Consider the following 26,048-nt stretch of genomic DNA (forward strand, 5'->3'; position numbering starts at 1 on the left):
CGCTGTGCGCAGTTGCGATCTTACTGCGTGAGCCACTCGTTGAAGCGGCTCGTGACATCTCGGGCATGTTCGGCCCAATAGGCCGCACCCCACGGCACCACGCTGCTCAGATCCTTCGGATCAATGGTGAATTTCTGATCTGCCGGCAGCAACGAATAGGAGTCTTTGAGGGCTGGTGCGTATCCGATGCATTTGGCGAAATCAGCTTGCCGCTGCGGGTTATGGATATGCGCCAGGAAGCGCGCCCCTGCTTCGGCATTTGCACCCTTGGGCAACACCCACAAGTCAGGTTTAACCACGGCATGATCCGATGAAAAATCGACGTGGACTCCTTCTTTTTGCAGCGCCTTGACACGGCCGTCCCAGCCGGCGCCGATAACCGCTTCTCCCTGCTGCAGCAATGCAATCTGCTGAGTGCCGAAGTCATACCACATGATGTCGTCTTTGATGGTGTCGAGCTTTTTCAGCGCCCGTTCCACGTCCAGCGGGTAAAGCTTTGACGGTTCAACACCATCAGCGAGGAGAGCCACTTCGAGGACTCCGAAATCGACCACTGAATTCGAAAATAGCCGTTTCCCAGGGAATTTCTTGACGTCAAAGACGTCCGCCCAAGTCCGGGGCTTTTCTCCGGTAAACGCATCGGCGTTGTACGTAACGACAATGCCGAAAATCTCGGATGGCAAGGCGTACACGTTGCCGCCACTGACGCTTACCATTCCCGGGAACTCGATGACGCCGCCATTCGTCTCAAGAAGGTGCGGATCGATCGGCTGGACCCACGCGTTCGCGACCAGCTGCTGCAACTGGCCAGGATCGGACGTGGCGACATCCCACTCCACTTTGCCGGACTCCTGCTGTGCTCGCCAGACGCCAGTGTCGTAGGCAGGTCCGCCTACAACGACCTTAATGCCGGTCTCCTTCTCGAAACTGTCGGAGTAAACCTTTTTCACGCATTCGTCGTAAGATCCTCCCGATGCCGAAATCGTAATACTGGCCGGAGATTGAGCGTGAACCGGTGTGATGACACCAACCGTCAATGCAAGACAAGCTGCTATTTCTGAGATTATATTTGACTTTGTCATGACTATTCCCCTGGTTTGAAGTATCAACGCTTCTGCGCACTAAGTACTTCACCGTTCTTCACGACGTTTCTGATCAAGCGTTGATCGATGAAGTAAGGCAATTCACGATAAGTAGACGTATCCAGCACAACCATGTCTGCAGGCCGTCCAACGTCCAGGCAGCCGGCGGTCGCGACACACCCGATCGCGCAAGCTGCGTTCCAGGTCGCCGCGACCAAAGCCTCCGCAGGGTCCATCCGGAGCCACGAACAGGCCAGGCCCATGACGAACGGCATCGACAATGAAGGGCTGCTGGGTCCGTGATCGGTGCCAAGCGCGATCGGAACCGACTGTTCGATCAGCTGGCGGGCGTCCGCAAAACACGGCGCGAGAAGATGATGCCGCGTCGCAGGAAGCAGAATCGCAATCGTTGCCGACTGCGCCAGTGCTCGCGGGGTGCCTTCCCGCAGATAACACAGATGGTCTGCGGACGCCGCTCCCAGTTCGGCCGCCAGCTCCGCGCCGCCGGCGGCCGAAAATTCGTCGGCATGTATTTTGAGTTGCATTCCAAGAGCTACCGCTGCGCGCAAAATTCGCCGTGCGCCTTCGACTGAGAAGCCTCCGGCATCGCACACGATATCGCAGAATCGAGCATGAGGAGCGATGACGGGCAAAACCTCGTCTATGACAAAAGCGGCTTGCGCATCGACGTCCTTGAATCGTCCGGGGGTGCCCAAAGCCACGTGGAACGTCGCCACCAGATCGAGGGGCTGGCAGCGCGTTGCCCGCGCGATGATCTCCAGGGCTGCGAGTTCCCCTTCAGGCTCGACCCAGTACCCGGTCTTGACCTCAGCCGTCGTCGTGCCGTTCAGAACAGCGCGTTCCAGCCTCGCGTTCAGAGAACTTTCTAAGACATCTGGCGTCGCTGTGCCGCTTTCTCTTATGGTTCTTGCAACACCACCGCCAGTGGCGGCGATTTCGCTGTAGCCGGCGCCGGCGATGCGCATCGGGTATTCGTCAGCTCGCGAGCCCGCATAGAGCAGATGCGTGTGGCAGTCGACGAAGCCGGGTACAACGGCGCGTCCCGACGCGTCGAGAACAATCGGATCAGAATTGTTTGGAAGACTGGCCAGAACGTCTTCAGCAGGCCCTAACCTCCTGATCTTTCCGTCAACCGCGTAGACCGCTGCGTTCGTTATCGATCGGAGGCTTCTCAACGGACCTCGCTGCGAACTCATTCCAAATTCGTTGACCGGTGTAAGCTCAGCTATGTTGGTTACCAGCAGCTCCCCCGATCGATGCCCGCGCGTGGCCGCGTCCCAATTTCCAAGGGCGCTATTGCGCACTGCAACAGCGGCTGGGTTCGTGCGGCCATTTTCCGGCTTAGCTGACAACGTAGAGCTCCCGGTCGAGAGAGGTCAGCCGCTCGGCTCCGGTTTCGTGCACCAAGATCGTCTCGCTGAAGGAAATGCCGTTGGCATTGATGATCATGTGAAAGATCGTTCCGGCTTCGAGCAGCCAGGTGTCACCGGCCATAAACTCCCTGACTTCCCATTCGCCGGACACCGGCGGAAAGCCGATACCGAGGGAGTAGCCGACGCGCGGGTGATAGGTATTGCGGAGACCCGTCTTGAGAACGGGCTGCCGGATCGCCGCATCGATGTCGCCAGCCACGGCGCCCGGCTTCATCATGCTGAAAGCACGATCCTGGCTGCTTATGAGCAGGTCGGCCACGCGGGCGACATCGTCGCTTGGCTTGCCCATCACGGCCGTTCGCATCATCGCGGCGCCGTAGCGTCTGACGCATCCCGTGATCTCGAATTTTAGAACGTCGCCGGACGCAATGACCTTTTCGGTTGGCGTCGCGTGGCCGATAGCCATTCTATAGCCGGAGGAGATGTAGTTCGGCAGGCTCGTGTATTCGCAACCAGCCAAGATTTGTTTATCTTGAATAATGGCCGCAATCTCGAGTTCCTGCTTGCCGACTGCAAGGGCGCCCAATCCAGCGCTCATCCCGACGTCGGCAATCAATGCGGCCCGGCGGGCATAAGCAATTTCCTGCGGCGACTTCACGACGCGAACGCGTCCAACGATGACCGAGCCGTCAACCAAATGGTTCGGCTTCGCGTGGCTCAGGAGTTTTTCGTAGTCCCTGACCGATAGATTGAAGGAGGACTTCTCAACGGCTATCGGCAATTTTGCGGCGGTCCACCCGAGATCGGCGAGCCAACGGCCGGTGACGGCTACAGGATCTTCGTTGTCCAGATAGATCGCCTGCTGATCGCGATCGAGCCACGAATACTCATCGGCGTTTGTGCGCTCCAGTTCACGCACCAGAAGCAGAGGTTCGCCCTCAGCCGGAACAAAGAGCACCTGGTAAGCGAAGAAACCGGATGTGTGATAGCCGGTGAGATAGCAAATATTGTGCGGCGAATGAACGAGCAGGCCCGTCAGGTCGCGTGCCTGGATGGCCGCCTGAACTTGATTGAGCCGTCCTTGATACTCCTCTAGGGAGAACGCCATATTCCTTCCAACCACGTCATTTCCTCTTACAAATCTGTTCAACCGCGCTTCGACAGAGGCTTCAGCGCACCCTCTTCGCAACTTCCGACTAAAAGGGCACGGCGTGTTTTTCCTGTCAAGAAAATTCTAGCATCATGCGCAAGTCATTTTTTTTCCGAAAGAATGATGCTATCAGGACCGTCGCGCTCTTCAGATTTTCGGATCCGCCAATTTCTGAGGGCGGCCCGAAAGTCGCTTTTTCTTAGGCTGCCGTGATGTTGGCAGGGCGCGTAGGGGGGACACATGAAAATGACAGTAGGAGCTAGAGGGCCCCATGGACGCCAAATCAGACATCTCACAGGACATTAATGGTGTCGTCGGCAAACGCCTCCGCGAAGCCCGGAAGGCGAAGAAGCTGAGTCTCGATCACTTGGCTAAGAAGGTAGGGATGTCCGTATCACAACTGTCGAAGCTGGAGACAGGAAAGGCGGCCACTTCGATCGCGTCCCTAGTCCGCTTTGGTCTCGAGCTCGATCGTCCGACGCAGTATTTTCTCCAGAATGACTCGGAAATGCCTCGTTGCCTAGGCACCCTTGTTCCCTCCTGGGATCCAGAAGGTCGAGCAATCGATATGTTCTCTTCGCTTGTAAAAGAGAAGACCGGTTCAGACCTTACAATTTCGGTTTTTCCAGCGGCACAACTTGGACCCGCTGACACCCAGGTCAGAGCGCTCGTCAATGGTATTATCGACATCTTCGTCGAGAGTTTAAGCTTCTTTCAGCATCTCGCCGATCCGATTAAATTGGCATCGTTGCCGTTCTGCTTCGAGAATGAAAGACATTTCGAACAATTCTCGAACAGCTCCTTATTTTACAAGGAGATTAGGACGGCCCTTAGGAATAATTCTGTCGAAATACTGAGTCCGAACATGAAATGGAGGCGAGGTCCGTCGCTTGTCATGCTTTCGACGACTCCAATCTTATCTCCGGACGACCTCAAGGGCCTCACGATCAGGTGCCCCGAGAATGACACCATGTTCCGCTATTTGGAAATGATGGGATGCCGTCCGGTCGTCGTTTCATGGAACGATATCGCCGACGCTTTTGAAGCCAAGAAATTCACCGCCATGATCACAAACCTGAGTCATGTTGTGAGCATGCGATTCACTCGCTTCGCCAGGTTCATCACCGTCCTTGATTATCGGCCGCTGGATCTGACCTTCGCCATGAACCTGCAGCGTTACCAAATCCTTGCGCCCCACATGCAAGCAGGTCTCGAACAGGCCGCGATTGAAGCGGCTGAATTCTGTTCGGATCTGATCGGACATACCGACGACCTGCTGCCAGCGCTGCTCGAAGAGGATGATGCGGTCATGTGTAGCGTCGGCTTGAAGCCTTGGCGGACCAAATCCCAGGAGATCTTCCGAGAAATGGAAAAAGCGGGAGTTTGGCGACCCGGTCTGGTTGACGACCTCGGTTCGTTCGCCAAATCCTAACGGCGAAACGAAAAACTGCACCCTAACGAAAGCTCATAATTTTCTTGACAAGAAAACAATGATTGTCTAGCCCTCTGATAAATTCTATGCCGTCATTCGCCGACGGATGTCGTTGAGGAGCGGATGGCCATGGAAGCCGATATCCCCGTCGTCGTGCTGTGCGGATCGGCCTATCAGCGCGGAACGCAACATGGCCAGCGCTTTGCGGCGGCGATCGAGACTGGGATAAGGCGCCCCCTCGACACGCTTGGATCCTCTGATCTGCGATTGATATATGAGCGCGCTAAGGACACCGCTGACGCGATCAGCGCTATCGCTCCTGACGTTCATGCAGAGCTGCGCGGAATTGCAGACGGCGCCGGTCGTCCCCTCCTCGACATAGTTATCCGAAGTTCCTTTGAGCTGCTGGCGCCGAACAATGACACGGGCTGCAGCGCGCTTGCGGTTCAAACGAGCCAAGGTGTGGTGGTTGGGCAGAATTGGGATGCGCCGGTTGGAAGCCAGGCGGAGCAGGCTCTCTTCATACACATCGCATCGGACGGATTTGATTTCGCCACCGTGTCGGCGTATGGCGGTCTCGGCTGGGTGGGATGCAATCGCGCTGGGCTCGCCATGGTCAACAATGACTTGGTGCTCAGATCTCGTACCGACGGAATTCCCAGTCAAATTGCCCGCCGGATACTCCTCGCAACGAGCGGTGTAGATGAGGCACTCGACGCAGCCAAATCATTACCGCATATGGCGGGACGGGCCTATCTGATCGGTGACGTCACCGATGCTATTGCCAGCATCGAGGTCTCAGCGCGCCATGGTGTGCATGTATCGCGAGTGGATGACTTTTTGGCGCATACCAACCACGCCTTGTGTGAAGACATTCGTCGGGACGAAGACGCTCAGGAGTTGGCCAAGCAATATCCTTCGAGCCAGGCACGTCTGCACACCATAAATGCCCGCCGTGACACCTGCCAAAGCATTGAAGACGTCTTTGACATCCTGCGAAACCGGGACGGCACGCCCGATTCCGTATGCAAATTGACGTCAACCCGCGAACCGACGCAAACCGCGTTCTCCATCGTCATGGATTGCCGATCGCGGACGCTATATCTGGCGCGGGGAATGCCATCCGCTTCCAAATACGAACGACTCTGCCTGTAGTTCATCTTTCACTCGGAGGCGGCAATGAAGATCACCCAAGCAAAAATTTACCTTCTCAAGTCTGGCCGTCTTCATCCAGTACTGGTGGAACTGTCAACCGATGAGGGAATATCGGGGCTAGGCGAAGCGGGAATCGCTTATGGCGTTGGGGGAACTGCGGCAGCAGGGATGATTAAGGATCTGTCGGAGCGGTTTCTGATTGGTCGAGATCCGTCGCGAATTGAGGAATTATGGTCATCGATGTACGATCATTCGTTCTGGGCGAAGAATGGAGGCGCGATCATCTTCGCCGGGATCAGTGCCATCGAGCAGGCGCTATGGGACATCAAAGGCAAGTCCCTTGGCGTTCCCGTCTATGAGCTTTTTGGTGGGCCGTTCCGCGATCACGTTCAAGCCTACGCCAATGGCTGGTATGGTGCAGCTGACACACCGGACGAGTTTGCCAAGGCAGTCGACCGGCCTCTGAAAGACGGCTACTCCGCGCTGAAGTTCTATCCGCTCGCTCAGCGCGTTGGTACGGCATTGCAGCACGTCACGCGTCGGGCGGTAAGTGCTGAAGCCATCGAGCTTGCTTATCAGCGCGTGAAGGCGGTGCGAAATGCCGCGGGCTCCAGGATCGAGCTCATGATTGATCTCAGCGGCGGTCTCACGACGGATGAGACAATACGGCTCTGCCGGCGGTTTGTTGAATTCGACATACACTATGTCGAAGAACCCTGCGATCCATTCGACAATGGTGCTCTGAAGGTCATTTCCAATCAGATTCCGATACCGATCGCTGTCGGAGAACGCATTTACACGAAGTCTGGTTATCGCAAGATTTTCGAGCTGCAAGCGACAGGTATCATCCAACCAGATGTTGGAACGGCCGGCGGATTGATGGAGGTCAAGAAAATAGCAGCCATGGCCGAAGCGTACAATATGAGGGTTGCTCCCCACGTTTGTGGAAGCAGCTTGATAACGGCCGCCACGCTCCAACTCGAGGCAAACATCAGTAATTTCATGATTCACGAACACTATCCCTACTTCAATGAGGACCAGGGCTACGTGGAGGTGCTAGAGAACCCAGCGTCAGCGAAAGATGGCCAATTCAGTATATCGAATGAGCCTGGGATAGGGGCAATCTTGTCCAAGGGTGCCGTTGAACCATATTTATGGGCATCGTGCATTTAGGGGCATTCCTCGAAAGAGAGGTAAGTTTACGCGTCTTTGTATAATCGAGCTGGCATGTATCAGCTGTCGCTTGGCACTTAATTGGGCTCTTCCTCACTTTGTGTGGTTCATTCGCCGTTAGCGAGGATGCCGCTATGCGCGGGCATGCGAACGAAAACAAAATGGTCCCCCGGCCCAGGGGTTAAAATACTGGGTGTCGCGCTCACTGATGATGACAGTTGGCTTGTTTCCGCTGCCGGACCGGCGTTCGGCATTTGGCCCGATTGCGGACAGTCGGCATGGCTGGTCCAACCGCAGCCTTCAGGATCTGCCGGTCCAGGGCAAGACCGTGACGGTGAAGCTTCGGTTGAGCCGCTGGCGGTGCGCACATCAGAAATGTGAACGACAAACATTCACCGACCGTCTGCCGACGATTGCTACCCCTTATGCGCGCCGGACAAGGATAATCGCGGAGATTGTCGGTTTGCTCGGCCATAGCACCGGCGGCCGTCCCGGCGAGCGCTTGATGCGACGGCTCGGCATGCCGGTCAGCGACGACAGTATCCTGCGGCAGCTGAAGCGAGATGCCGCGGCCGCTCACAGCAACTCCACCATTCGGGTCGTTGGCATCGATGACTGGAGCTGGCGGCGATCATGGCGCTACGGCACGATGATCGTGGACCTGGAGCGCCATTCGGTTGTCGACATCCTGGATGACCGAAGCGTGGCGAGTGCGTCGCAATGGCTAGAGCGGCACCCTTCCGTCGAGATCGTGAGCCGAGACCGATGCGGGCTCTATGCGCAAGCTGTTCGCGAGGGTGCACCGCAAGCGCGCCAGGTGGCTGATCGGTTCCATCTCATGCAGAATCTGCGGGTCGCAATCGAGGAGCAGATGAGCCTTTCGGGCCGCGCCACGGGGCGTGCATTGCTGCCCGATAAGGGTATCGGGAGCGCGCAAGTCGATCTGATTCAGGATGATCCGCACGTTGACGCAACGCATCGGCGCCGGGTGCGCCACGCTCATCGACAATCGCGGCAGACGGTGTTCGAAATGGTTCACGCCTTGCGCAAGGAAGGGCTGTCCTGTTCCGAGATCGCCCGTCGTACCGGCTACGGCCGGCGCAGCATCGCCAAATGGCTGACTTTCGACACGCCACCCGACCGACGCAGGGCCGCGTTGAAGCCGACGTCACCCTTATATTTCGAGGCGTTTCTTAGCCAGTCCTGGAGAGACGGCAATCGCTGCGGACGACACCTGTTCCACGATATCAAACAGCGCGGCTACACGGGCAGTTTCTCCAATCTGGAGCGGCTTCTCGCAAGCTGGCGCCGCGCCGAGAGGCCGGGCAAGGACAGTGCGTCGCCTGCTTCGATCATACGCCATCAACCAGCCCGCGATGCTGTCCCCATACGGGATCCGGCGACTGGCCATGTGATCTCGCCGGTAGTCGCCGCGGCCCTCTGCATGAAGCCCCGGGGTATGCTGACGATCAACCAGGCGAGAAAGGTCGATGTCCTGAAGCAGGGATCACATGAGTTTGCCATGATGCGCAGGCTTGCCATGCGCTTCCGCGGCATTTTGCGGGGCCGTGAATTGGACAAGCTCGACACTTGGATCGACGATGCCGTCAACTCCGGGCTCGTCGCCATCACGCGTTTCGCTCGGGTCCTACGCCGTGACGTTGACGCCGTTCGCAATGCCATTGAATTGCCGTGGAGCAACGGCCAGGCGGAAGGGCAGATCAACCGCCTGAAGACGATCAAGCGTGCGATGTACGGCAGAGCGGGCTCCGAACTCCTTAGGGCACGCATGCTGCCACTCAACCGGCCTGATCACCACACAAAGTGAGGAAGAACCCAATTAAGTGCCAAGCGACAGCATTGGCCTCGCCCGTGCAAGCTCAGGACTACGACTCTGCCTCGCACGGTGCACCCCAGTATCAAGCGCGAGATACTCTCGAGCATAGGTGCGTTCTTTCACCTTTCTGCCGTGCCAAGCGGTGATCTGCCGGGCAGGTCGTCCGTGGCCGTTCGGCCGTGGCATTGCGAAATCAGTACGACGAGCCCTCGCCGTTCTTGAGGTCATGCCGCTCTGTACCCTTGAGAGGTGGATTGAACACACTGACCAGGATGAGGTCCGCATCCCTACCACCGCGCAGGTAATGCTTGTCATGTTGGTCTAGCACGTAAATGTCGCCGGCCTTGATGGGGTGGATAGTGCCGCTCATATCTTCAACCTCGCCCTCGCCGGCGATGCAGTAGCAGGCCTCCAGGTGATTTTTGTACTGCAGCAGGGCTTCCGTGCCGGCTTTCACGACAGTGTGGCAGACTCCAAAACCCATCCCGTCGGAGTCGATCAGCAGGCGGTAGCTCTTGCCATTGCCCCAATCGACGTCCCGCGTAGTCCCCTGGATTTCATTGATCGATCGAACGAACATGTTTTCACCTATAAGAAGAACTATGATGAAGGCGCCACAGCTGTCACACCGAGATAGCGATGAGGCGCACTATCCGTAGGAAACATGCATGATTGAGGCTTTTCGGACAAACCGTCATTTCTAACACAAATGGAAGGAATACTTACAGATGGAACTGCCTCCGTTGAACGCGCTGAAAGCGTTCGAAGCCGCGGCTCGCCTGGCCAGCCTGACGAATGCAGGCCGCGAGATAAACGTCACGCATTCGGCGGTGAGCCAGCAAGTCAGACAGTTGGAGGAATGGCTCGGTCGACCACTGTTCAGGCGCGTCGGACGCGGCATCGTCCTCACACCTGCCGGCGAGGAGTTCTACGAGGCAGTATCGACTGCGCTACGCATGATCTCAGTCTCGACCCGGCGCCTAAAGCGCTGGCCCGGCAGCAGCCCGCTATCGGTCGGTTGTATCGCATCGATCGCCACACGTTGGCTCGTGCCGGCTGTCCAGGACTTCCTGAGCAAACATCCGGACATAGACATGCGCGTTGAATACGCCCATGCGCAGGAAACCTTCGATGCCGATAAGCACGATGTCTTGATCACGCTTAGCCGCGCGGACAGCGAGGCCTGCCGCTCGATCAGGCTTTTCTCACGCATGAACAAGCCCGTGGCGAGCGCCCATTACGTGAAACAGAAGCCCGAGATTCTCCATAGCAATGGATTGGAAAGCGCGGACCTGCTGCATGATGAAAGCTTGGATGGCTGGGCGCAGTGGTTCGAGAAGGCGGGCATCAAGCGTATCAAGCCGCTTCGCGGGCCGATCTATCAGGATTTCAATCTTCTGACGGGCGCCATCATGGCCGGCCATGGCGTCGCACTTTGTCCGATCCAGGTGTTCCGACGGGAGATAGCGCACGGCGATCTCGTGGTTCTGTCAGAGATCGCGACGCTTGAAGATCAAGGGTACTACCTCTTAAAGGCCCATGATGCGGGCCCCGCCGTGGACGCGTTCACCGATTGGTTCCAGCAGATCTGTGCAAGCAAGGACGGGCACGACGCCTCGAGCGCGCAAGCTGATCCCCACCGCCAGACTGCCACAACGCTGAATTAACGAAGGTCTGCCGTACCGACTGCCCCACTCGCAACGATCCGTTCCATGCTGTCTTCGTCATAACCCAGTTCGGTGAGGACCTGCCTGTTGTGTTGACCTGGCTGCGCGGGCGCAGACCGGATCGAGGAAGGAGTTTCAGAAAATCGAGGAGCGGGTGCAATTTGGCGAACCCCGAACCGCTCGACCACCATCTCTCGCGCACGAACCTGCGGATCGTCGGCAACCTCGGTCATGTCCAGGACCGGCGTGATGCAGACGTCCTTCCCGTTGAAGAGATCGAGCCAATCGGCCCGCGGCTTCTCAGCGAATTTTTTGGCGAGCGCCTCGGCCACGGACGCGTTGCTTTCGGAGCTGTCCATGCGTTCGAAAAAATGAAGCAGGTCGAGCTCGCGCAGCAGAGTTTCGCTGAAGCGTTTCTCAAGCGATGCGACAGCGAGATATTGACCGTCGGCGCAGCGATAGCACCTGTAATTGGGCATCCCACCACCGAGAGTCGATCGCCAGTCGCTTACTCGCCCGATGCCGTTTAGCGGAGCCGAAAAGAGATCGGCGAGCGTAAGCAGGACACCGTCCAGCATCCCGACATCGATCTCCTGGCCCTGCCCCGTCTTCTCGCGCGCCGCAAGCGCAGCCAGAATACCTATGACGGCCAGATATCCACCGCCCACATAGTCCCCTAGGACATTTTGGGGCGGCAACGGCTCGCCGTTACTGTCGCGCATGAGCTCGAGAGCGCCAGACAGGGCGACGTAGTTGAGATCATGTCCAGCGGATTGCGCCAGCGGTCCGTTGCTTCCGTAGCCACTGATGCAGCACGCAATCAGGCCGGGATTATCGGCTTTCAGGGTGGCATGGTCGAGACCGAACTTCGCCAGCTTACCCGGCCGCATCTCGACGACCATGACATCAGATTGCAGTGCAAGTTTGCGACAGATCTCAAGACCGCAATCGGTCTTGAGATCGAGGGTAAGCGAACGCTTGTTGCGCATCAGCGTGTCTTTGGGGCCGAAGCGAACGCCCACAAATGGGTCGTCGAGCAACTGCTTGAAGTACATTGGACCGGCAGACGCACCCGGATGCACGATATGAGTCACTTCGGCACCCAGATCGCCGAGGATCATCGTGGCGAACGGCCCCGGTGCGTGCTGTGAAAGATCGAGGATTTTGAGCCCGTGCAGCGGAGGATGTGTCATCTATCGCCCTTTCCAGACAGGATCACGCTTTTCGGCGAAGGCAAGGATACCTTCCTTCTGGTCTTCGGAATGGTAGAGCCTTTCTACCGACTCCAGCTGGCTTCTGGAGACGCGGTTGATCGCATCTAGGAACTTCAAGTCCTCTGTTTCGCGCACGATTTCCTTGATAGCCGCGTAAACCAAGGGAGGGCCGGCGGCGAGCGATCTCGCAATCTTGCGAGCTTCCGCCATCAGGTCCGCGGCCGGATGGACATGGTTCACGAGGCCCCAGCGTGCCGCTTCGGCCGCATCCATCCATCGCCCCGTGAAGAGCATCTCCATGGCGATATGGTAAGGAATGCGCGTCGGCAGCTTGATGCTTCCTGCGTCCGCGAGATTGCCCGAGCGGATTTCAGGCAGTGCGAAGGTGGCATGATCCGCTGCCAGAATGATGTCCGCACAGATGGCAAGCTCCAACCCGCCACCGCAGCAAATACCGTTGACCGCCGCGATGACCGGCTTGTTGAGACCGCGAAGTTCCTGTAGTCCGCCGAAGCCGCCCTTGCCAAAGTCTCCGTCGACGGCGTCGCCAGCCTTGAGGTCCCAACCAGGGCAGAAGAATTTCTCGCCGGCCCCGGTAAGGATGGCCACCCGCAATTCCGGGTCGTCGCGGAACTCGGTGAAGACGTCTCCCATGATCCGGCTGGTAGCCCGGTCGATAGCATTGGCTTTGGGCCGGTCCAGAGTGACTTCCAGGACATGGCCGTCTTTGCTTGTCCTGATCGGATTATCGGTCATTGCCTCTCCTATTTGCCTACAGGGCCCAAAGGCGTGAGGTGTCGCCAATGGACATCAGTTCAGTCGCATAGTTTGCCTCATGCATCGAGGCGCCGCCGCAGCTCTGCGATATTGCCACGAGGCGAGCGAAAGCATGGCCGATCGGCATCTCTTCCATGGTGCCGATCGCGCCGTGTAGCTGGATGGCCTCCTTTCCCACCCGCCGACCCTGTCGGCCGACATACGAAAACGCGGCTCGAACTGCTTGTAGTGTTTCGGCGGTGATCCCAAGACGATCCAACGTGTCCGCTGCCTGAAACGCGAGCGATTCCGCCAGTTGCGAAAGGGCATACATTTCGACGAGCTTGTGACGAACCACCTGAAAACGGGAAATCGGTTGTCCAAATTGCTGTCGGGTCTGCGCATAGTCGCGCGTCGCGTTGACCAGAAACTCCATCAGGCCAACTGCTTCGGCCGTAAAAGCCAGACACGAAGCCAGCTCAAGCTTGTCTATGATGGCACGGGCAGGCTCGCCGACGGCCAGGCAAGCCTCGCCATCGACTGCCAAAGATTGGAATGAAACGCTCGCCGCTCCCACGCCATCCAGTGTCGGAAAGGGCTTGAGCTGAAGCGACGGCGACTCCGTGGAAAGTCTGAAGATGGCCGGAACATGGTCCGCTTCATCAAACGCCTTCACGATCAACATGGAGGTGTCGGAAGCAAAGCGGACGAATGGTTTGTCGCCGCTCAAGACGTAGCCGTCGGTCGTCCTTTTGAAAATCAGTGGTTCTGCGGCATCGTCCTGCAGAACATAAGCAAACTTGACGCTCCCCGCAGCGATGCATTCCAACATGGAGGCGTCGTTTGCAAATGTTGTCGCGCCGAGGATGGCGGTTTCCGCGAACGGCACGGCGACATGCCCTCTGCCCAATTCCTGCGCCAGAAGGCAGCCGTCGATGATTGACCCGCCAAACCCGCCCGATTCCAGCGGAACCATCACGGACAGCCAGCCCATTTCGGCGATATCCGCCCAGGCTTTTCCGGGATCGATGCGAGGCGTTGCCGATTCCGTCCTCGCGAAATAGCGGCGCGCGGAGTCGCGCAAGAGTGTCTGTTCCTCGGTAAGCGTGAAGTCCATTTCAAGCCCCCAGACCGAGCGCAGTCCGCGCAATCAGTTCCTTTTGAATCTCGGTGGAGCCACCGTAGATCGTCGTGGCCCGGTACCGGTGAAAGGCCCTGCCCGCAAAGCCACCCTGAACGGGACAGATCGAGCCTGGAAGTGCCACTTCGGCCGGCAGCCTTGCCTGCGCCTGCTCGCCGTAGGCATCCATGAGCAGTTCAAGTAAATCTTGCTGAAGCTCGGTGCCAACCCATTTAAGGACAGATGGCTCGGCTCCGTTCGACTCCTGCGGCGACGTCCCAAGCGCATACCGGCATTCGGTGGCAGCAAGGGCACGTAGGTCAATCTCAAGCCGCGCAAGACGAGCCTGGAGTTCACCTCCCTTTTCAGTGCATGTGGTCTTACGTTGCAAGGCAAGGATACGTTCGCGAATCCGCGCTACAGTGGCAATTGAACGGGGCACTTCAGCAAGATCAAACCGTTCGACGTTCAGTAGATACTTGACAATGGCCCAGCCGTTACCCTCTTCGCCGATGAGATTCGCACAATCAACCCGTACCTTGTCGAAGAAGACCTCGTTGCATTCGTGCGTCCCTTCATAGTTGGGCAATGGGCGAATCGTGATGCCGGGAGAGTTCATGTCGACGACAAGCGCCGTGATCCCTTCCTGCTTGCGTCCGCTTGAACTGGTTCGAAAAAAGCCACACATCAGATCTGCATGATGTGCATCGCTTGTCCAAATCTTGGAGCCAGTGATCTCGTAACCGGTTTCCGTCTTTATCGCGGAACATCGCATTGCGGCGAGATCAGAACCGGCATTGGGTTCTGAGAACGCAAGGCACCAGAATGTGCGGCCCGCGATGATATCGGGCAGATACTTCGCAACCTGCTCGGCGGTCCCAAAACAAGTGAGCGCCGGCGCCATCATCTTAAGGCTATAAAGGGGCGGCCGCGGCGCGTCCGCACGACCCAACTCGCGCAAGAACACGAAATGCTCCTCGTCGGTCCATCCCGGCCCCCCATGTGCCCTCGAAAGGCCCATGCCGCCCCAACCGTAGGAATCGAGAATTGACTGCCATGTCGCTTGGTCGGCCCGCGCGAGATCTACCCTTTCATCAGCGACCTGGACGCGAATCCCGGGTGGTAGCGCATCGGCAAGCACCAGCGCCACCTTCGCCCTGAATGCCTCGGCGCGTTCATCGAGGGCGAAGGAAATGGCCATCTGGGCCTCCTTTCCAGTTGGTATCTCTGGTCGCCCGCTCGCCCCATTCCCCGGGCCAGGTCAAAAAAACAGGAGAAGGCGCTGCTTCCTCACAAGGTCGTGGCCGACGCCTCCGATGGCACATCAAGGTCCGCACCGGCATATGCCGTGCCAATGGTTCGACTGGATTCAATTCTGCCCGTGAAGACGAGACTTTCGCTCTAGCAGTCCGGCGACAGAAAGCTGCCGCCGAGCCATGCTGGGCGGCAGCTTGGTCAGCCTTGGGAGGCATTGGCGTTAAGGCGGTTCGTACGTTGCGACTAACTCGCAACCCGAGTTTCCTCCAGAAACCATGATCTCGCATCGCAACACCCTATCGAGCCGTAACGATCCTCGCATCGACCGCGACGCAGCGATCGGGTCCGACAATGAGCGGATTGATCTCGGCTTCCAGCACGTTGTGGTGATCCGACATGAAGCGGGAGATCGCCGCGACGGCTTTCGCCACTTCTCCCAGGTCGACAGGCAGGCTGCCTCGGAACCCAGCAAAGAGCGGTGCGATGCGCAGGGAGCTCAGCATGCGTCGGGCGGTCGCTTCGTCGACCGGAGCGAGCGCCACGACCCGGTCCCGCCAAATCTCGGTCTTGGTGCCGCCGGCGGCAACGACGACCGTGGGTCCGAACGCCGGATCGCGCAGTCCCCCGATCAACAATTCTACGCCGTCACGCTCGACAACCATCTCCTCAACGCTGAAGCCAGTCGGCTTGAGTCGGCCGGTCAGTGCGTCGATCTTTGCCTGCAGCGACGCTTCATCGGCAATCCCCAGAACGACCGCCCCGGCATCGCTCTTGTGCAGGCTGCCGAGAGCCTTCAGCACCACCGGGTATCCGATCTTGGCGGCGGCGGCGGCAGCCTCGTCGGCATCGTCGGCGTGGATTGCGCGCGTGAACTTAATTCCACTGGCGGCAAGCGCATCTCGACTCGCTTGGTAATCCGTTTCTCCCAGATAGGGCGCCGTCGTACCAATCTTCGGCAGTTGCCGAGCGGCTTGGCGCATTCGACCAAGAGCCAGACATCGCGCCGCTTCTACGGGAAAATCGAATACCGGCACCCGGTCGGCGGTGAAGGCAACCATCGCAGGCTCGCCCATGATCATGGTGGCCACTGACAAGGCGGTGTCGGAGCCACTACAAGCCTTGCGAATGTTGGCGGCAACCTGGGCTTCCGCTTCGGCATCGGCACCGGCCACGTTGTTGAACGCGCCGTTGAGCATGATGGCATCGACCTCGCCGGACGCGGCGATGGCGCTGATGACTGGCTCGAAGATGGCAAGGTCGAGAGCGCCTACAAAATCGACCGGATTACCGAGAGCGGAATTCGGCAGTGTTATCTCCGCGAGCTTGCCGGCAAGTGCCGGCGAAAATGCCGGAACCTCGAGTCCTTCCGCGACGGCCGCATCCGTTCCAAGCGTGGCCCAGCCGCCGCCATCCGTTATGACGGCGACGCGCCGACCATGTGCCCGGACGGGCGCAGTCAGGCCGCGGACAGCCAGGAGAAGATCCCCGATTCCGTGTACTCGGATGACATCGAGCTCGGCGCACAAGCTCGCCAGAACGTCGTCGTTGGAGATCATCGAGCCCGTGTGGGACGCGACGCTGCGACCAACGGCCTCGCTGGCGCGCGGGGCAACCAGTACGACTTCCTTGTCCAATTGCCGGGCGCGTTCGATGGCCCGAAACAGGCGACGGCCATCGCGAAATTCCTCGACATAGGCGACAATCACCCGTGTGTTGGGATCGAGCGCAAACGCCTCGACAAATTCCTCGACGGTGAGATCAGCCTGGTTGCCAAGTGAGACAGCTCGAGAAATGCCGAGATCCTCGCGCGGGAGGCGGGCACCCAGGTCCACGATCACTCCACCGCTTTGCGAAATGATCCCGATGTCGCCCGGCGACAGTTTCCAGAATGCCGTGCACTCGAGATTGGCGGCTGCGTCGTATACTCCCGCACAATTGGGTCCTACGAGCCGCGCGCCGGCCGAACGGACCCGGTCGCGGATTTCGTTTTGCACGCGACGGCCTTCTTCCCCGATCTCGCCGAAGCCGGAGGTGATGCACACGAAGTACCGCGTTCCGATCTCCAGCGCCTCGTCGATCGCCTGCTGGACATGCGCTGCCGGTACGCAGATGACGGCCAGTTCGGGCGTGTCGGGAAGCGAATGCAGGGAGGTGTAGGATTTTTGGCCGAGGATCGTCTCGCCCCGTTGATTGATCAGGTCGATGCGGCGCCTCGAAGCCCCTCCGAGCAATTGACGGGCATACGCGAAGCCCCATTTGGTGGTGGTAGACGACGCGCCAACCAAGGCAACGGAACGCGGGTTGAACAGTCCGTCGAGCGATGCCGAGATTCTTTGCCCTTCGATGTTCATTGTTGCCTCACGCATTGCTTTCAATCAAAAGGGTATCGCGGCCCGTCTGGACGGTTTCACCCGTCTGTTTCGTCACCGTCACCGCAAGCGTGACGACGCCGGTGTCAGGCCGGCTTTTCGAACGACGCGCTTCTACCACTTCATAGACAGCCGTTATCGTGTCCCCTGGAAACACCGGGGCAACGAAACGCCGCTGCGTCTCCATCCAGCCGAGCATCGCATAGTCGTCGAGGCGGCTGCGCAGGCCGGAGACGAGCGACGCGACCAGCATGCCGTGGGCAATTCGCCCCTGATGGATCGTCGAAGCCGCGAAGACGTCGTCGACGTGGAGACGGTTGAAGTCGCCGCTCAACCCGGCAAAGTTGACGATGTCGGCATCGAACACCGTGCGGCTCGACGACGTGAACTTTTCACCGACGGCAATGTCGTCGAAGGCGATCATGCGACGGATCCAGCCTTGTTCAGCTTGAAGCAGGGCAGTTTCTGGCCGGGTGCGATCTCGACGAAGGTGGCGCGCACCGGGTCGCCGATACCTACTTCGGATGGTTCGGCGTCAACGATATGAGCGGTCATGCACACACCTTCGTCCAGTCGCACGACGGCGAACACGTAAGGCGCCTGGATAGCCGGATAGAACGAGCGGTGCACCACGGAGAAGGTTTCGATGGTGCCGGTCCCGGCGACCGGTTCAAATCGGGGGGCCGTGTCGCGCGTCATCGGATCATCGAGTGCGTGGGCACGCGGATAGCTCTGCCAGTGGCCGGCGGCGGTCTTCTGCACGACAAGACGGTCTTGCGAAACCGCTTCCCAGAACTCCTTGTCGTGGGCGCATGGGATTGGGAGGGGTCTGTCCATCTTATTTCCTCAGGAACGTGCAAGGAGCATTGTGGAGGCGGCCGAGTTAAAGCCGCCGATGCCGTGAGCAAGAGAGACCTCGCAGTTCGAGATCTGATGGCCCGGGGACTCGCCCCAGAGCTGGCGAAGCGCCTCGATCAGAACGAACATGCCGCGCTTTCCGGGGTGGTTAGAGGAAAGCCCTCCGCCGTCGGTGTTGATAGGAATGGATCCATCGGCCGTGATCGCGCCGCTAGCGACGAAAGCCCCGCCTTCGCCTTTCTTGCAGAAGCCAAGGTCCTCAAGGGCCAGCAGCGGCGTAATCGAGAAGGCGTCATAGAGCTGCGCCACGTCGACGTCGGCCGGGCTAAGACCAGCGGCGTTGAAAGCCCGCGGGCCGGAGTGAACTCCTGGGGACACTGTGAAGTCCGCGGTCTGATTGATATTGACGCAGGTGATGGCCTCGCCATAGCCGAGCATCCTGATCGGTGTCTTGCGCAAATCCCTGGCGCGATCGCGCCGGGTCAACACGACTGCACCACCGCTGTCGGTCACGACGCAACAGTCGAGCTTGTGGAACGGGCTCGAAATCATCGGTGACGAAAGCACATCCGCGACCGTGATCGGGTCCTTCATTAGCGCCGAGGGATTGCGAGCTGCATTGGCCCGGATTGCCACGGGCACGGCTGCAAGTTGCTCGGGCGTTGTGCCGAACTGGTGCATGTGGCGCGCAGCGAGAAGACCGTATGCGGTGATGTTGGAAATCCCGTAGGGCATTTCCAGCGCTCCCGGCCCGATGGGCCATGTCATTGGGGTGGTCGGCCCGACAGGGAACCAGCGCGGGCAAGCGGCGTAGGCAACCACGACGGTGTCGGCCATCCCGCAGGCGATGGCCGCCGCTGCACGCGCGGTCTGCACTATGGCGCTGCAGCCGCCGACATCGGTGGAATCGAAGAACCGGGGCATGATACCCAGATACTCCGCGACTTCGATGACGTCCTCGACACTTCCGCCTTCACCAACGTCTCCGGCGGTGACGCACAACCCGTCGACATCGGCGAACGTCAGGCCGGCGTGCCCGAGTGCGCCGGCTATCACCTCGTGGAAAATCTGGAAGGGGTGAATGTCGTTGGCCTTGCGGCGAGGCGATTCACAAGCACCGACGATGGCAGCACGAGACAGGAGTTCCATATCCATGATTTTCTCCTCCTTAAGCGGTGCCCAACAGGTCGCCGCCATCGGCCTCGATGAGCTGACCGGAAACCACGGAATTCTGGTCGGAGGCCAGGAAGAGGACCAGAGCGGCGATCTCTTCCGGCTCCGCGAAACGCCCGAACCGGGATTTAGCCAGCCAAGCCTCCCGTTCGGCCTCGGGGACCGAGAGAAGCATTGGCGTCAGCACGTTGTGCGGCGCCACTGCATTGACGAGGATGCCGTTTTTCGCCCCCTCGATCGCCAAGGTGCGCGTCAGTCCGATAATTCCGGCCTTGGCGGCAGAGTAGTTTGCCTGACCGAATCCGCCGCGGTGGGCTGTCGACGAGAAATTGACGATCCGGCCCCAGCCCTTGGCTTTCATGCCGGGGAACATCGTCTGGGATCCAAGCCAAGCTCCCCGCAGGTTGACGTTGATCACCACGTCCCACTCCTCGTCGGTCATTCTGAGGAGCGAACGATCACGTAGCACGCCTGCATTGTTGACGAGGACATCGGCCGGTCCGAACGCCTTCTCCGCTGCAGAATAGGCTTTCACCCAGCTGTCGCGCTTTGCCACGTCGAGCTCGACAAACAGAGCGTCCTTGCCGCCGTCACGAAGCGCCTGGGCCGCTGTCTCGCCTGCCATGGCGTTGACGTCGGCCAGAACCACCGCGTCCCCACGGTTCGCAAACTGCTGGGCGACGGCGAGACCCATCCCGCTGGCTGCGCCGGTTACAAATGATACATGACGTTGCATTGGATACTCCGGTTAGAATTTGTTTGCTCCCGTCCCGAGCTGAGGTCGTGGACGACGGCGCTCTGCACCCTCCGGGAGCGCTCAGACGTCTGACAGCGACTCGACGGCCGATACCTTGCTGATTAGTGCGGATTCTCTGGCGCCCCCTCCCCAGCGGAACTCTCCCAAACACCTTTGCCGGCGTGAAATTCGTCGTCGTGAAAGCGGCTAAGAAAACTGCGCAGAGCTTCTGACCTCGCGCCTCGAAGCACATCTTCAGGGCCGCCTTCCTCGCGGACAGCGCCGTCGGTCATGAAAACCACCTTCGTTGCGACGTCGCGCGCGAAGGCGATCTCGTGCGTGACCACCAGCATGGTTCGGCCTTCTTCGGCCAGCAAGCGCATGACGCCGAGGACCTCGCCAACGAGCTCTGGATCAAGTGCCGATGTCGGTTCGTCGAACAGGAGCACTTCCGGATCCGTGGCGAGCATCCTGGCGATCGCCACGCGTTGGCGCTGACCACCCGAAAGTTCACCCGGATAGTGGTGCGCCCGATCCGCCAGGCCCACGCGTTCCAGCAGCTCCATCGCACGCGCTTCCGCCTCCGCACGTGGCATGCGCATGACCTGCAGCGGACCTTCCATGACATTCCCGAGGGCGGTGCGATGGGGCCAGAGATTGAAGGCCTGGAACACCATGCCGACTCGGCGCCGCAACGAGATGAGACGCGCACGCGCTGCGCGGCTGGGCCTACTGGCGAACTCACTTGCCTCAAAGCGTTCGTCACCGAGAATCACGGCACCAGACGACGGCTTTTCCAGGAAGTTTAGACAGCGCAGCAGAGTGCTTTTGCCGGAACCGGAAGGGCCAATCAACGCCACCACATCTCCTCGCCTGGCGGCGAGATCCACGCCCTGGAGTGCAACCACCGCGCCGAAGTGCTTGGTGATTCCAGCTGCCTGAATCAGGGGAGTTTGACTTGTTCTGTTCATGTATACATGTAATACGCAGCGCCGTTGAGTCTGTCAAGAGGCTATTCGCCAGCGGACTTGAAAAGTTCAGGAGGTGCGGCTTTCGCTCCCGAGACGGCAAGCGGCGCGACGTGGCCGCTTGCCCCCGACGCCGTTGGAGGTGGACGTCGAGACCGATGATCAAACCGCTGACGATCGACGGCGACGCGTTTGCGTTTCAAGTTGATTTCACCCTGACCAGCTCGGCTGGCGTGCCGTCACGTTCGATCGCACAAGGGGACTTACAGCGCCGCCTCAGAGTGCCTTGCGATCTCCGTTTCCCACTGCCAGCCCTGCAATCAGCCGCTGCGTCGCGAATTCGACGATCTGAACGAGCGCAAAATAGAAGACCGCGGCAACGAGGAGCGGTGTGAATTGGTCGAGATAGATTTTGCCGACGACCACGGGTCCGCCGAGCAGGTCACGGATTGTTATGATGCTCGTGATTGCAGAGGCTTTGATAACGGCAATCGTTTCGTTACCCAGGCTTGCCACGATGTTGCGGAAGCCCACCGGCAGGGTGATCCGAAAGAATACTCGTACCGGTGTCATGCCAATGGCTTCCCCGGCCTCAATCAATCCGCGCGGAACCGTTAGAATACCGCCGCGGATGATCTCCGCCAGATATCCCCCATTGTTGAGCGTCAATGCGAACACCGCAGTTGACAAAGCCGAGGCGAAGATCAGGTCCCAGAAGAACGTTTGCTGTATGCCGGGTATGCGGGGGGCACCATAGTAGAAAAAGAAGAGGAGGACCAAAAGCGGTACACCGCGGAATATAAAAACATAGACGATAGCGAACCAACGCAAGGGCCATGTCGCATATAGCCGAAGCAGGGCAATACCCGTCCCGACCAACAGGCCGAGGGCCATTGTTGTGATCGTCAGGAATACGGTGATCCCCAGCCCCCTTAGGACAGCCCACCAGAATTCGGGAAGATACAGCAGATCAATGGACACTGACCGGGCCTCCCTTGGCGAAGCGACGGCCGAACACCCACTCCTGTATTAGCGACCCCAGACCCGCAAGCAGCAGGTAGCCAAGCGCGGCAACGCCAAAGCACAGGAACGGGTCTTTGATCGCGCCGGAAACGAGATTGGAGCGCCGTGTCAGCTCATCCACTCCGATCGCAGACGCAAGTGCGGAGATCTTGAGCAGCACGAGGTAGAGGTTACCGAGCGACGGCAGCGAGGCCCGCAACATCAGGGGCGTCACGATGCGGCTCCGGACCTTCGCCTCGGTCAGCCCGACGGCTCGCCCGGCTTCCGCGAGCCCGACAGGAAGGCTGCGATGGGCATCCCGCAGAATTTCGGCCGAGTACGCTCCGAACTGGATCGAGAGTGCGATGACGGCCGCCACGAACGGGGTGGCGTTCGGCATCGGGATTCCGAGTGCCCCACCGACACCGTTCAGCAAGAAGTTGATGCCATAGAAGGACAGGAACATTACGAGCAGTTCCGGCAAACTGCGAAACACCGTGACGAATGCCTTGGCGAAACCGCGCATCGCGGGCGAACGCCCCACCCTCGCGTGGGCCACCGACAGCCCGAGTACAATGCTGATCGGGAAAGCCACCGCCGAAAGCAGCAACGTGGTGAGCAGGCCGAGCAACAGGAAGGGGATATAGGGCGTGAGCAACGACATGGGTCATCCTAACCCGGACCTTGTGGTGAGTGAAGCTATTTGGCTGGCACAGCCGTCCCGAAATAGCGCTTCCCGATCTCTGCATGCGTACCATCAGCGACGGCCTCAGCCAGCGCGGCGTTGACCTTGTCGGCGAGTTCAGTGTTGCCCTTCTGGAACACCCACCCTCTTCCGGCGCCCGTAAATTCCTGCGCGTATTCCGGCTCTGCGACAAATTTGTAGCCGCCTTTAGAGACGAACTGGTCCTGAAGCTGCAGATTGTCGCCGATCACCGCAGAGATGCGTCCGGCATCGAGATCGAGGACGGCAGCGTCGATGGAATCGTATCCTCGAATGTCCACCCCCTCACCCAGTTTTGCTCTTCCGAAGGCATACCACGGTTCCGTGCTGGCCAGCGTGCCGATGATTTTTCCCTTGAGCTCATCGTAGCTCGATACCGGCGCGTCTTTTTTGACAAGCATGACCAGGCCGACCCGATACACTGTGTTACTCATGGTGTATTGGGCCTTTCTCGCGTCGGAGATCGTAACACCTGTGCCGATCCACTGGATGTTTCCCGCTTCCAGCGAAGCGAAAATCCCATCCCACGGCACGTTGCTGATGTTGCAGGTGACGTTCATCTTTTCGCACACAGCAACCACCAAGTCGTATTCGTAGCCGGAGATGTCGCCGTTCGGCTTCACGAAGGCGAACGGTGCAAATGCAGCATCGATGCCCACCGAAATAGTTTCCTGGGCTTGCGATGCAGTCGCAAAGGCATTGCCGACAAGCGCGGCAACCAAAATAGTCGCGGCTTTCAGTTTCATTTCCATTCTCCCCTGTTGTCGCGCACACTAGTGACGCTTGTTGAACCTTGACAGAAAACTCGCAAGTTGAGGCGTTTCAGGCGCCGTCAGCAGTCGTCCTGGAGGGCCTGCCTCGCATATCGAGCCGTCCTTCATGAACACGATGCGGGAAGCGACGTCCCGGGCGAAGGCAACCTCGTGGGTTACAATGAGCATGGTGCGGCCTTCCTTCGCCAGTTGGCGCATTACTCCCAGGACCTCTCCGACGAGTTCAGGGTCCAATGCCGAGGTGGGCTCGTCGAAAAGAAGCACCTCGGGCTCCATGGCCAAGGCACGCGCGATGGCAACCCGCTGCTGCTGCCCGCCTGATAGCTGTGATGGAAAATGCTCCGCTCTGTCCGCTAGGCCAACCTTTGCGAGGAGCCGACGCGCCTGGTCTTGCGCCTTTGCCCGCGTGAGACCTAGCACGTGCATCGGCCCTTCCATGATGTTGGCCTCGGCGGTGCGATGGGGCCAGAGGTTGAAGCTCTGGAAAACCATGCCGACCCTGGCCCGCAGATGGACCAGGCGTGCCTGCTGCGCCCTCCCCGGGTTCAGGAACTTAGAACACTCGAACTGCTCTTCCCTCAGAACGATGGCACCACTGTCTGCCACCTCGAGAAAGTTGAAGCACCGCAGAAGGGTGCTCTTGCCAGACCCGGATGGGCCGAGAATGGCAATCACTTCCCCAGAACACGCCGAAAGCGACACGTCGCTTAAGGCGACTAGCGAACCGAAACGCTTGCCCAGATGCCGGGCTTCGATAACGGGTTTCGCATTTGTCTCGTTCATGTATACTTGTATCGGCTATTGAAATATCCATGTCAAGGGCGATATGACATACGTTCAAACAAGGACCCGTGATGACAAACGATAAAGGACAAATTGGGAGTGGCGCCAGCCTCAGACGCCAGACGTTCGGTGCGGGCTCGATTGCGGCAACCCCGTTCGCTAGCAGGAAGCGCGTGGACACCGAGCATATCTTTGAGACGATTCGATACAGAATCTCGACTCTTGAGTATAGACCCGGAGAGATACTGAAGGAGATGGAACTCGCGGCAGAATTTGGGGCAAGCCGAACTCCGGTTCGCCAAGTTCTGCAGAGACTGGAACTCGCAGGATTAATTGAACCTGTTGTCGGATATGGGTCGATTGTGACCCCGATAGACTACGAGGCAACAAGCGAGGTGCTCAAATTCCGCCTTCAACTCGCCCTTATGTTAGAGCATTTCTTAGATGCTGATAAGATGAAGCGCGCAGCCAGCGAATTTGCAACCCTACTGGAAGAACAAAATTCCGGAGAGCCAGGCGACGCAACCTGGTTTGCAGAATTATCGCACCGATGCCGCTGGCATGTTTTAAGCTGTATTAATAATAGGTTTGTCGCGAACACGTGGATAGATACGTATTACTACGCCAGTCGGCTCTGGTATACCAGCTATGATCGGGCAAAGATGGCATTCCAAGCTCTGCAACGCGAGGAATTGGAGACTTACCGCGACAGTTTTGCAACTGGCGACCCGAAGCAAGCTGCCCTCACAATGTATAAATCGCATCAGAGATGGATGGATGCAATTTGGGAGTCAATGAAGCCAGCGTAGTGCTGACTCGCAAAAGAGCTGAACCGGATCGCGGCGTCGTGGTTGCCTCGCATTCCCGCAAGGGCAGGCGTCCGGTCAGAAAGGAAGAAGCCTGTTGAAACCGGTATCCTTCGGATGGAGGTCGCCATCGATTTCCGGCCCCATCTTCTTCCGACGCATGGCCCTCAAGGGACTTGAAAAATGGAGAGAAACGAATGAGCGAACGTCGCCCGAAACTCTTCACACCGGATAATTGCCCGCTCACCATGGGCTACTCACAGATAGCCGTGGTTTCGGCGGGCAAGCTCGCTTTCATCTCCGGACAGGTCGGCATCGACGCGCAGTGGCGGCTCGCTCCCACATGCCAGGAACAGACAGAAAGGGCGTTCGCCAATCTCAAGGCCGCCGTAGAAGCCTGCGGCGGGACGATGGCGAATGTCTGCAAGCTCACCATCTTCATTGTCGGAAACGTTGAGGAAGGAACCTATTCGACCGTACGCGACTCGTACTTCGAAGGACAGGTCAACCTGCCGGCCAGCACGTTCATACGCGTTGCCGGCCTTTACCGACCCGAAGCGCTGATTGAGATCGAAGCGGTGGTTGCCATCCCGGAATGAAAGTGCGCTCGGCCGGGTGA

Annotated in this window: 25 protein-coding genes; 7 read left to right on the top strand and 18 right to left on the bottom strand. The window is 58.8% G+C overall.

The window, feature by feature from the left end; translation table 11 throughout:
• Window positions 1-20: 20 nt before the first annotated feature.
• Genes NKH36_RS24925 through NKH36_RS24935 form a run of 3 tightly spaced genes read right to left on the bottom strand, consistent with a single transcriptional unit; the run spans window position 21 to window position 3,584 of the window.
• The gene (locus NKH36_RS24925; RefSeq protein WP_352958832.1) at window positions 21-1,082 is read right to left on the bottom strand and encodes an extracellular solute-binding protein; all 1,062 of its coding nucleotides are present in this window, start codon (window positions 1,080-1,082) and stop codon (window positions 21-23) included.
• A gap of 23 nt (window positions 1,083-1,105) precedes the next feature.
• Entirely contained in the window at window positions 1,106-2,455 is a 1,350-nt protein-coding gene (gene hutI, locus NKH36_RS24930; protein WP_352958831.1) for an imidazolonepropionase, read from the bottom strand.
• Window positions 2,445-3,584 (bottom strand): M24 family metallopeptidase, encoded by a 1,140-nt coding sequence (locus tag NKH36_RS24935; RefSeq protein ID WP_352958830.1) that lies wholly within the window; start codon window positions 3,582-3,584, stop codon window positions 2,445-2,447. Before NKH36_RS24935 ends, hutI begins: the two co-directional genes overlap by 11 nt.
• Window positions 3,585-3,897: 313 nt before the next feature.
• Between NKH36_RS24935 and dctP the strand changes: the two genes are divergently transcribed.
• The 4 genes from dctP to NKH36_RS24955 all read left to right on the top strand — a co-directional run bounded on the left by dctP (window position 3,898) and on the right by NKH36_RS24955 (window position 9,214).
• Window positions 3,898-5,058: a TRAP transporter substrate-binding protein DctP gene (gene dctP, locus NKH36_RS24940; RefSeq protein ID WP_352958829.1), complete on the top strand. Its 1,161-nt coding sequence runs from the start codon at window positions 3,898-3,900 to the stop codon at window positions 5,056-5,058.
• 129 nt (window positions 5,059-5,187) lie between these two features.
• On the top strand, window positions 5,188-6,213 hold the full coding sequence (locus tag NKH36_RS24945) for a C45 family autoproteolytic acyltransferase/hydrolase (RefSeq protein ID WP_352958827.1): 1,026 nt from the start codon (window positions 5,188-5,190) through the stop codon (window positions 6,211-6,213).
• 24 nt (window positions 6,214-6,237) lie between these two features.
• The gene (locus tag NKH36_RS24950) at window positions 6,238-7,386 is read left to right on the top strand and encodes a mandelate racemase/muconate lactonizing enzyme family protein (RefSeq protein ID WP_352958825.1); all 1,149 of its coding nucleotides are present in this window, start codon (window positions 6,238-6,240) and stop codon (window positions 7,384-7,386) included.
• A gap of 223 nt (window positions 7,387-7,609) precedes the next feature.
• Window positions 7,610-9,214, top strand: a complete 1,605-nt coding sequence (locus NKH36_RS24955; protein ID WP_502912109.1) for an ISL3 family transposase — start codon at window positions 7,610-7,612, stop codon at window positions 9,212-9,214.
• 202 nt (window positions 9,215-9,416) lie between these two features.
• Here NKH36_RS24955 and NKH36_RS24960 read toward each other — a convergent pair whose 3' ends face one another.
• Window positions 9,417-9,803, bottom strand: coding sequence for an ectoine synthase (locus NKH36_RS24960; protein ID WP_352958823.1), 387 nt, complete (start codon window positions 9,801-9,803; stop codon window positions 9,417-9,419).
• A 148-nt stretch (window positions 9,804-9,951) separates the two neighbouring features.
• Here NKH36_RS24960 and NKH36_RS24965 point away from each other — a divergent pair, with 148 nt between their 5' ends.
• Window positions 9,952-10,890, top strand: coding sequence for a LysR substrate-binding domain-containing protein (locus NKH36_RS24965; protein WP_352958821.1), 939 nt, complete (start codon window positions 9,952-9,954; stop codon window positions 10,888-10,890).
• Here the strand turns inward: NKH36_RS24965 and NKH36_RS24970 are convergent.
• From NKH36_RS24970 to NKH36_RS25035, 14 genes are all read right to left on the bottom strand, one after another.
• Window positions 10,887-12,083, bottom strand: coding sequence for a CaiB/BaiF CoA transferase family protein (locus tag NKH36_RS24970; protein WP_352958820.1), 1,197 nt, complete (start codon window positions 12,081-12,083; stop codon window positions 10,887-10,889). The genes NKH36_RS24965 and NKH36_RS24970 overlap by 4 nt on opposite strands.
• Window positions 12,084-12,860 (bottom strand): carnitinyl-CoA dehydratase, encoded by a 777-nt coding sequence (locus NKH36_RS24975; RefSeq protein ID WP_352958818.1) that lies wholly within the window; start codon window positions 12,858-12,860, stop codon window positions 12,084-12,086.
• 16 nt (window positions 12,861-12,876) lie between these two features.
• Window positions 12,877-13,977 (bottom strand): acyl-CoA dehydrogenase family protein, encoded by a 1,101-nt coding sequence (locus NKH36_RS24980; RefSeq protein ID WP_352958817.1) that lies wholly within the window; start codon window positions 13,975-13,977, stop codon window positions 12,877-12,879.
• 1 nt (window position 13,978) lies between these two features.
• A complete protein-coding gene (locus NKH36_RS24985) occupies window positions 13,979-15,181 on the bottom strand; it encodes an acyl-CoA dehydrogenase family protein (protein WP_352958815.1) in 1,203 nt (400 codons plus the stop codon).
• Window positions 15,182-15,533: 352 nt separating this feature from the next.
• A complete protein-coding gene (locus tag NKH36_RS24990; RefSeq protein ID WP_352958813.1) occupies window positions 15,534-17,588 on the bottom strand; it encodes an acetate--CoA ligase family protein in 2,055 nt (684 codons plus the stop codon).
• Window positions 17,589-17,595: 7 nt separating this feature from the next.
• Window positions 17,596-18,030 carry a MaoC family dehydratase gene (locus NKH36_RS24995; RefSeq protein WP_352958811.1) on the bottom strand — a complete coding sequence of 145 codons (435 nt, stop codon included), beginning with the start codon at window positions 18,028-18,030 and terminating at the stop codon, window positions 17,596-17,598.
• Complete coding sequence (locus NKH36_RS25000) at window positions 18,027-18,443, bottom strand: Zn-ribbon domain-containing OB-fold protein (protein ID WP_352958809.1); 417 nt, start codon at window positions 18,441-18,443, stop codon at window positions 18,027-18,029. The genes NKH36_RS24995 and NKH36_RS25000 overlap by 4 nt, the downstream gene beginning before the upstream one ends.
• A gap of 9 nt (window positions 18,444-18,452) precedes the next feature.
• Window positions 18,453-19,619 (bottom strand): thiolase C-terminal domain-containing protein, encoded by a 1,167-nt coding sequence (locus tag NKH36_RS25005; protein ID WP_352958808.1) that lies wholly within the window; start codon window positions 19,617-19,619, stop codon window positions 18,453-18,455.
• Between the two features lie 13 nt (window positions 19,620-19,632).
• A complete protein-coding gene (locus NKH36_RS25010; protein ID WP_352958806.1) occupies window positions 19,633-20,373 on the bottom strand; it encodes an SDR family oxidoreductase in 741 nt (246 codons plus the stop codon).
• 122 nt (window positions 20,374-20,495) lie between these two features.
• Window positions 20,496-21,344 carry an amino acid ABC transporter ATP-binding protein gene (locus NKH36_RS25015; RefSeq protein ID WP_352958804.1) on the bottom strand — a complete coding sequence of 283 codons (849 nt, stop codon included), beginning with the start codon at window positions 21,342-21,344 and terminating at the stop codon, window positions 20,496-20,498.
• 273 nt (window positions 21,345-21,617) lie between these two features.
• Window positions 21,618-22,322 (bottom strand): ABC transporter permease subunit, encoded by a 705-nt coding sequence (locus NKH36_RS25020; RefSeq protein WP_352958802.1) that lies wholly within the window; start codon window positions 22,320-22,322, stop codon window positions 21,618-21,620.
• On the bottom strand, window positions 22,312-23,007 hold the full coding sequence (locus tag NKH36_RS25025) for an ABC transporter permease subunit (RefSeq protein WP_352958800.1): 696 nt from the start codon (window positions 23,005-23,007) through the stop codon (window positions 22,312-22,314). The genes NKH36_RS25020 and NKH36_RS25025 overlap by 11 nt, the downstream gene beginning before the upstream one ends.
• A gap of 35 nt (window positions 23,008-23,042) precedes the next feature.
• The gene (locus NKH36_RS25030; protein ID WP_352958798.1) at window positions 23,043-23,813 is read right to left on the bottom strand and encodes a substrate-binding periplasmic protein; all 771 of its coding nucleotides are present in this window, start codon (window positions 23,811-23,813) and stop codon (window positions 23,043-23,045) included.
• Window positions 23,814-23,840: 27 nt separating this feature from the next.
• A complete protein-coding gene (locus tag NKH36_RS25035; protein WP_352958796.1) occupies window positions 23,841-24,623 on the bottom strand; it encodes an amino acid ABC transporter ATP-binding protein in 783 nt (260 codons plus the stop codon).
• A gap of 71 nt (window positions 24,624-24,694) precedes the next feature.
• On the opposite strand from NKH36_RS25035, the gene NKH36_RS25040 reads away from it, so the two are divergent.
• Complete coding sequence (locus NKH36_RS25040; RefSeq protein ID WP_352958795.1) at window positions 24,695-25,432, top strand: GntR family transcriptional regulator; 738 nt, start codon at window positions 24,695-24,697, stop codon at window positions 25,430-25,432.
• Window positions 25,433-25,626: 194 nt separating this feature from the next.
• The gene (locus tag NKH36_RS25045) at window positions 25,627-26,028 is read left to right on the top strand and encodes a RidA family protein (RefSeq protein ID WP_352958793.1); all 402 of its coding nucleotides are present in this window, start codon (window positions 25,627-25,629) and stop codon (window positions 26,026-26,028) included.
• The last annotated feature ends 20 nt before the right edge of the window (window positions 26,029-26,048 follow it).

It is taken from the genome of Mesorhizobium sp. M1312, from assembly GCF_040318115.1.
Classification (GTDB): domain Bacteria; phylum Pseudomonadota; class Alphaproteobacteria; order Rhizobiales; family Rhizobiaceae; genus Mesorhizobium.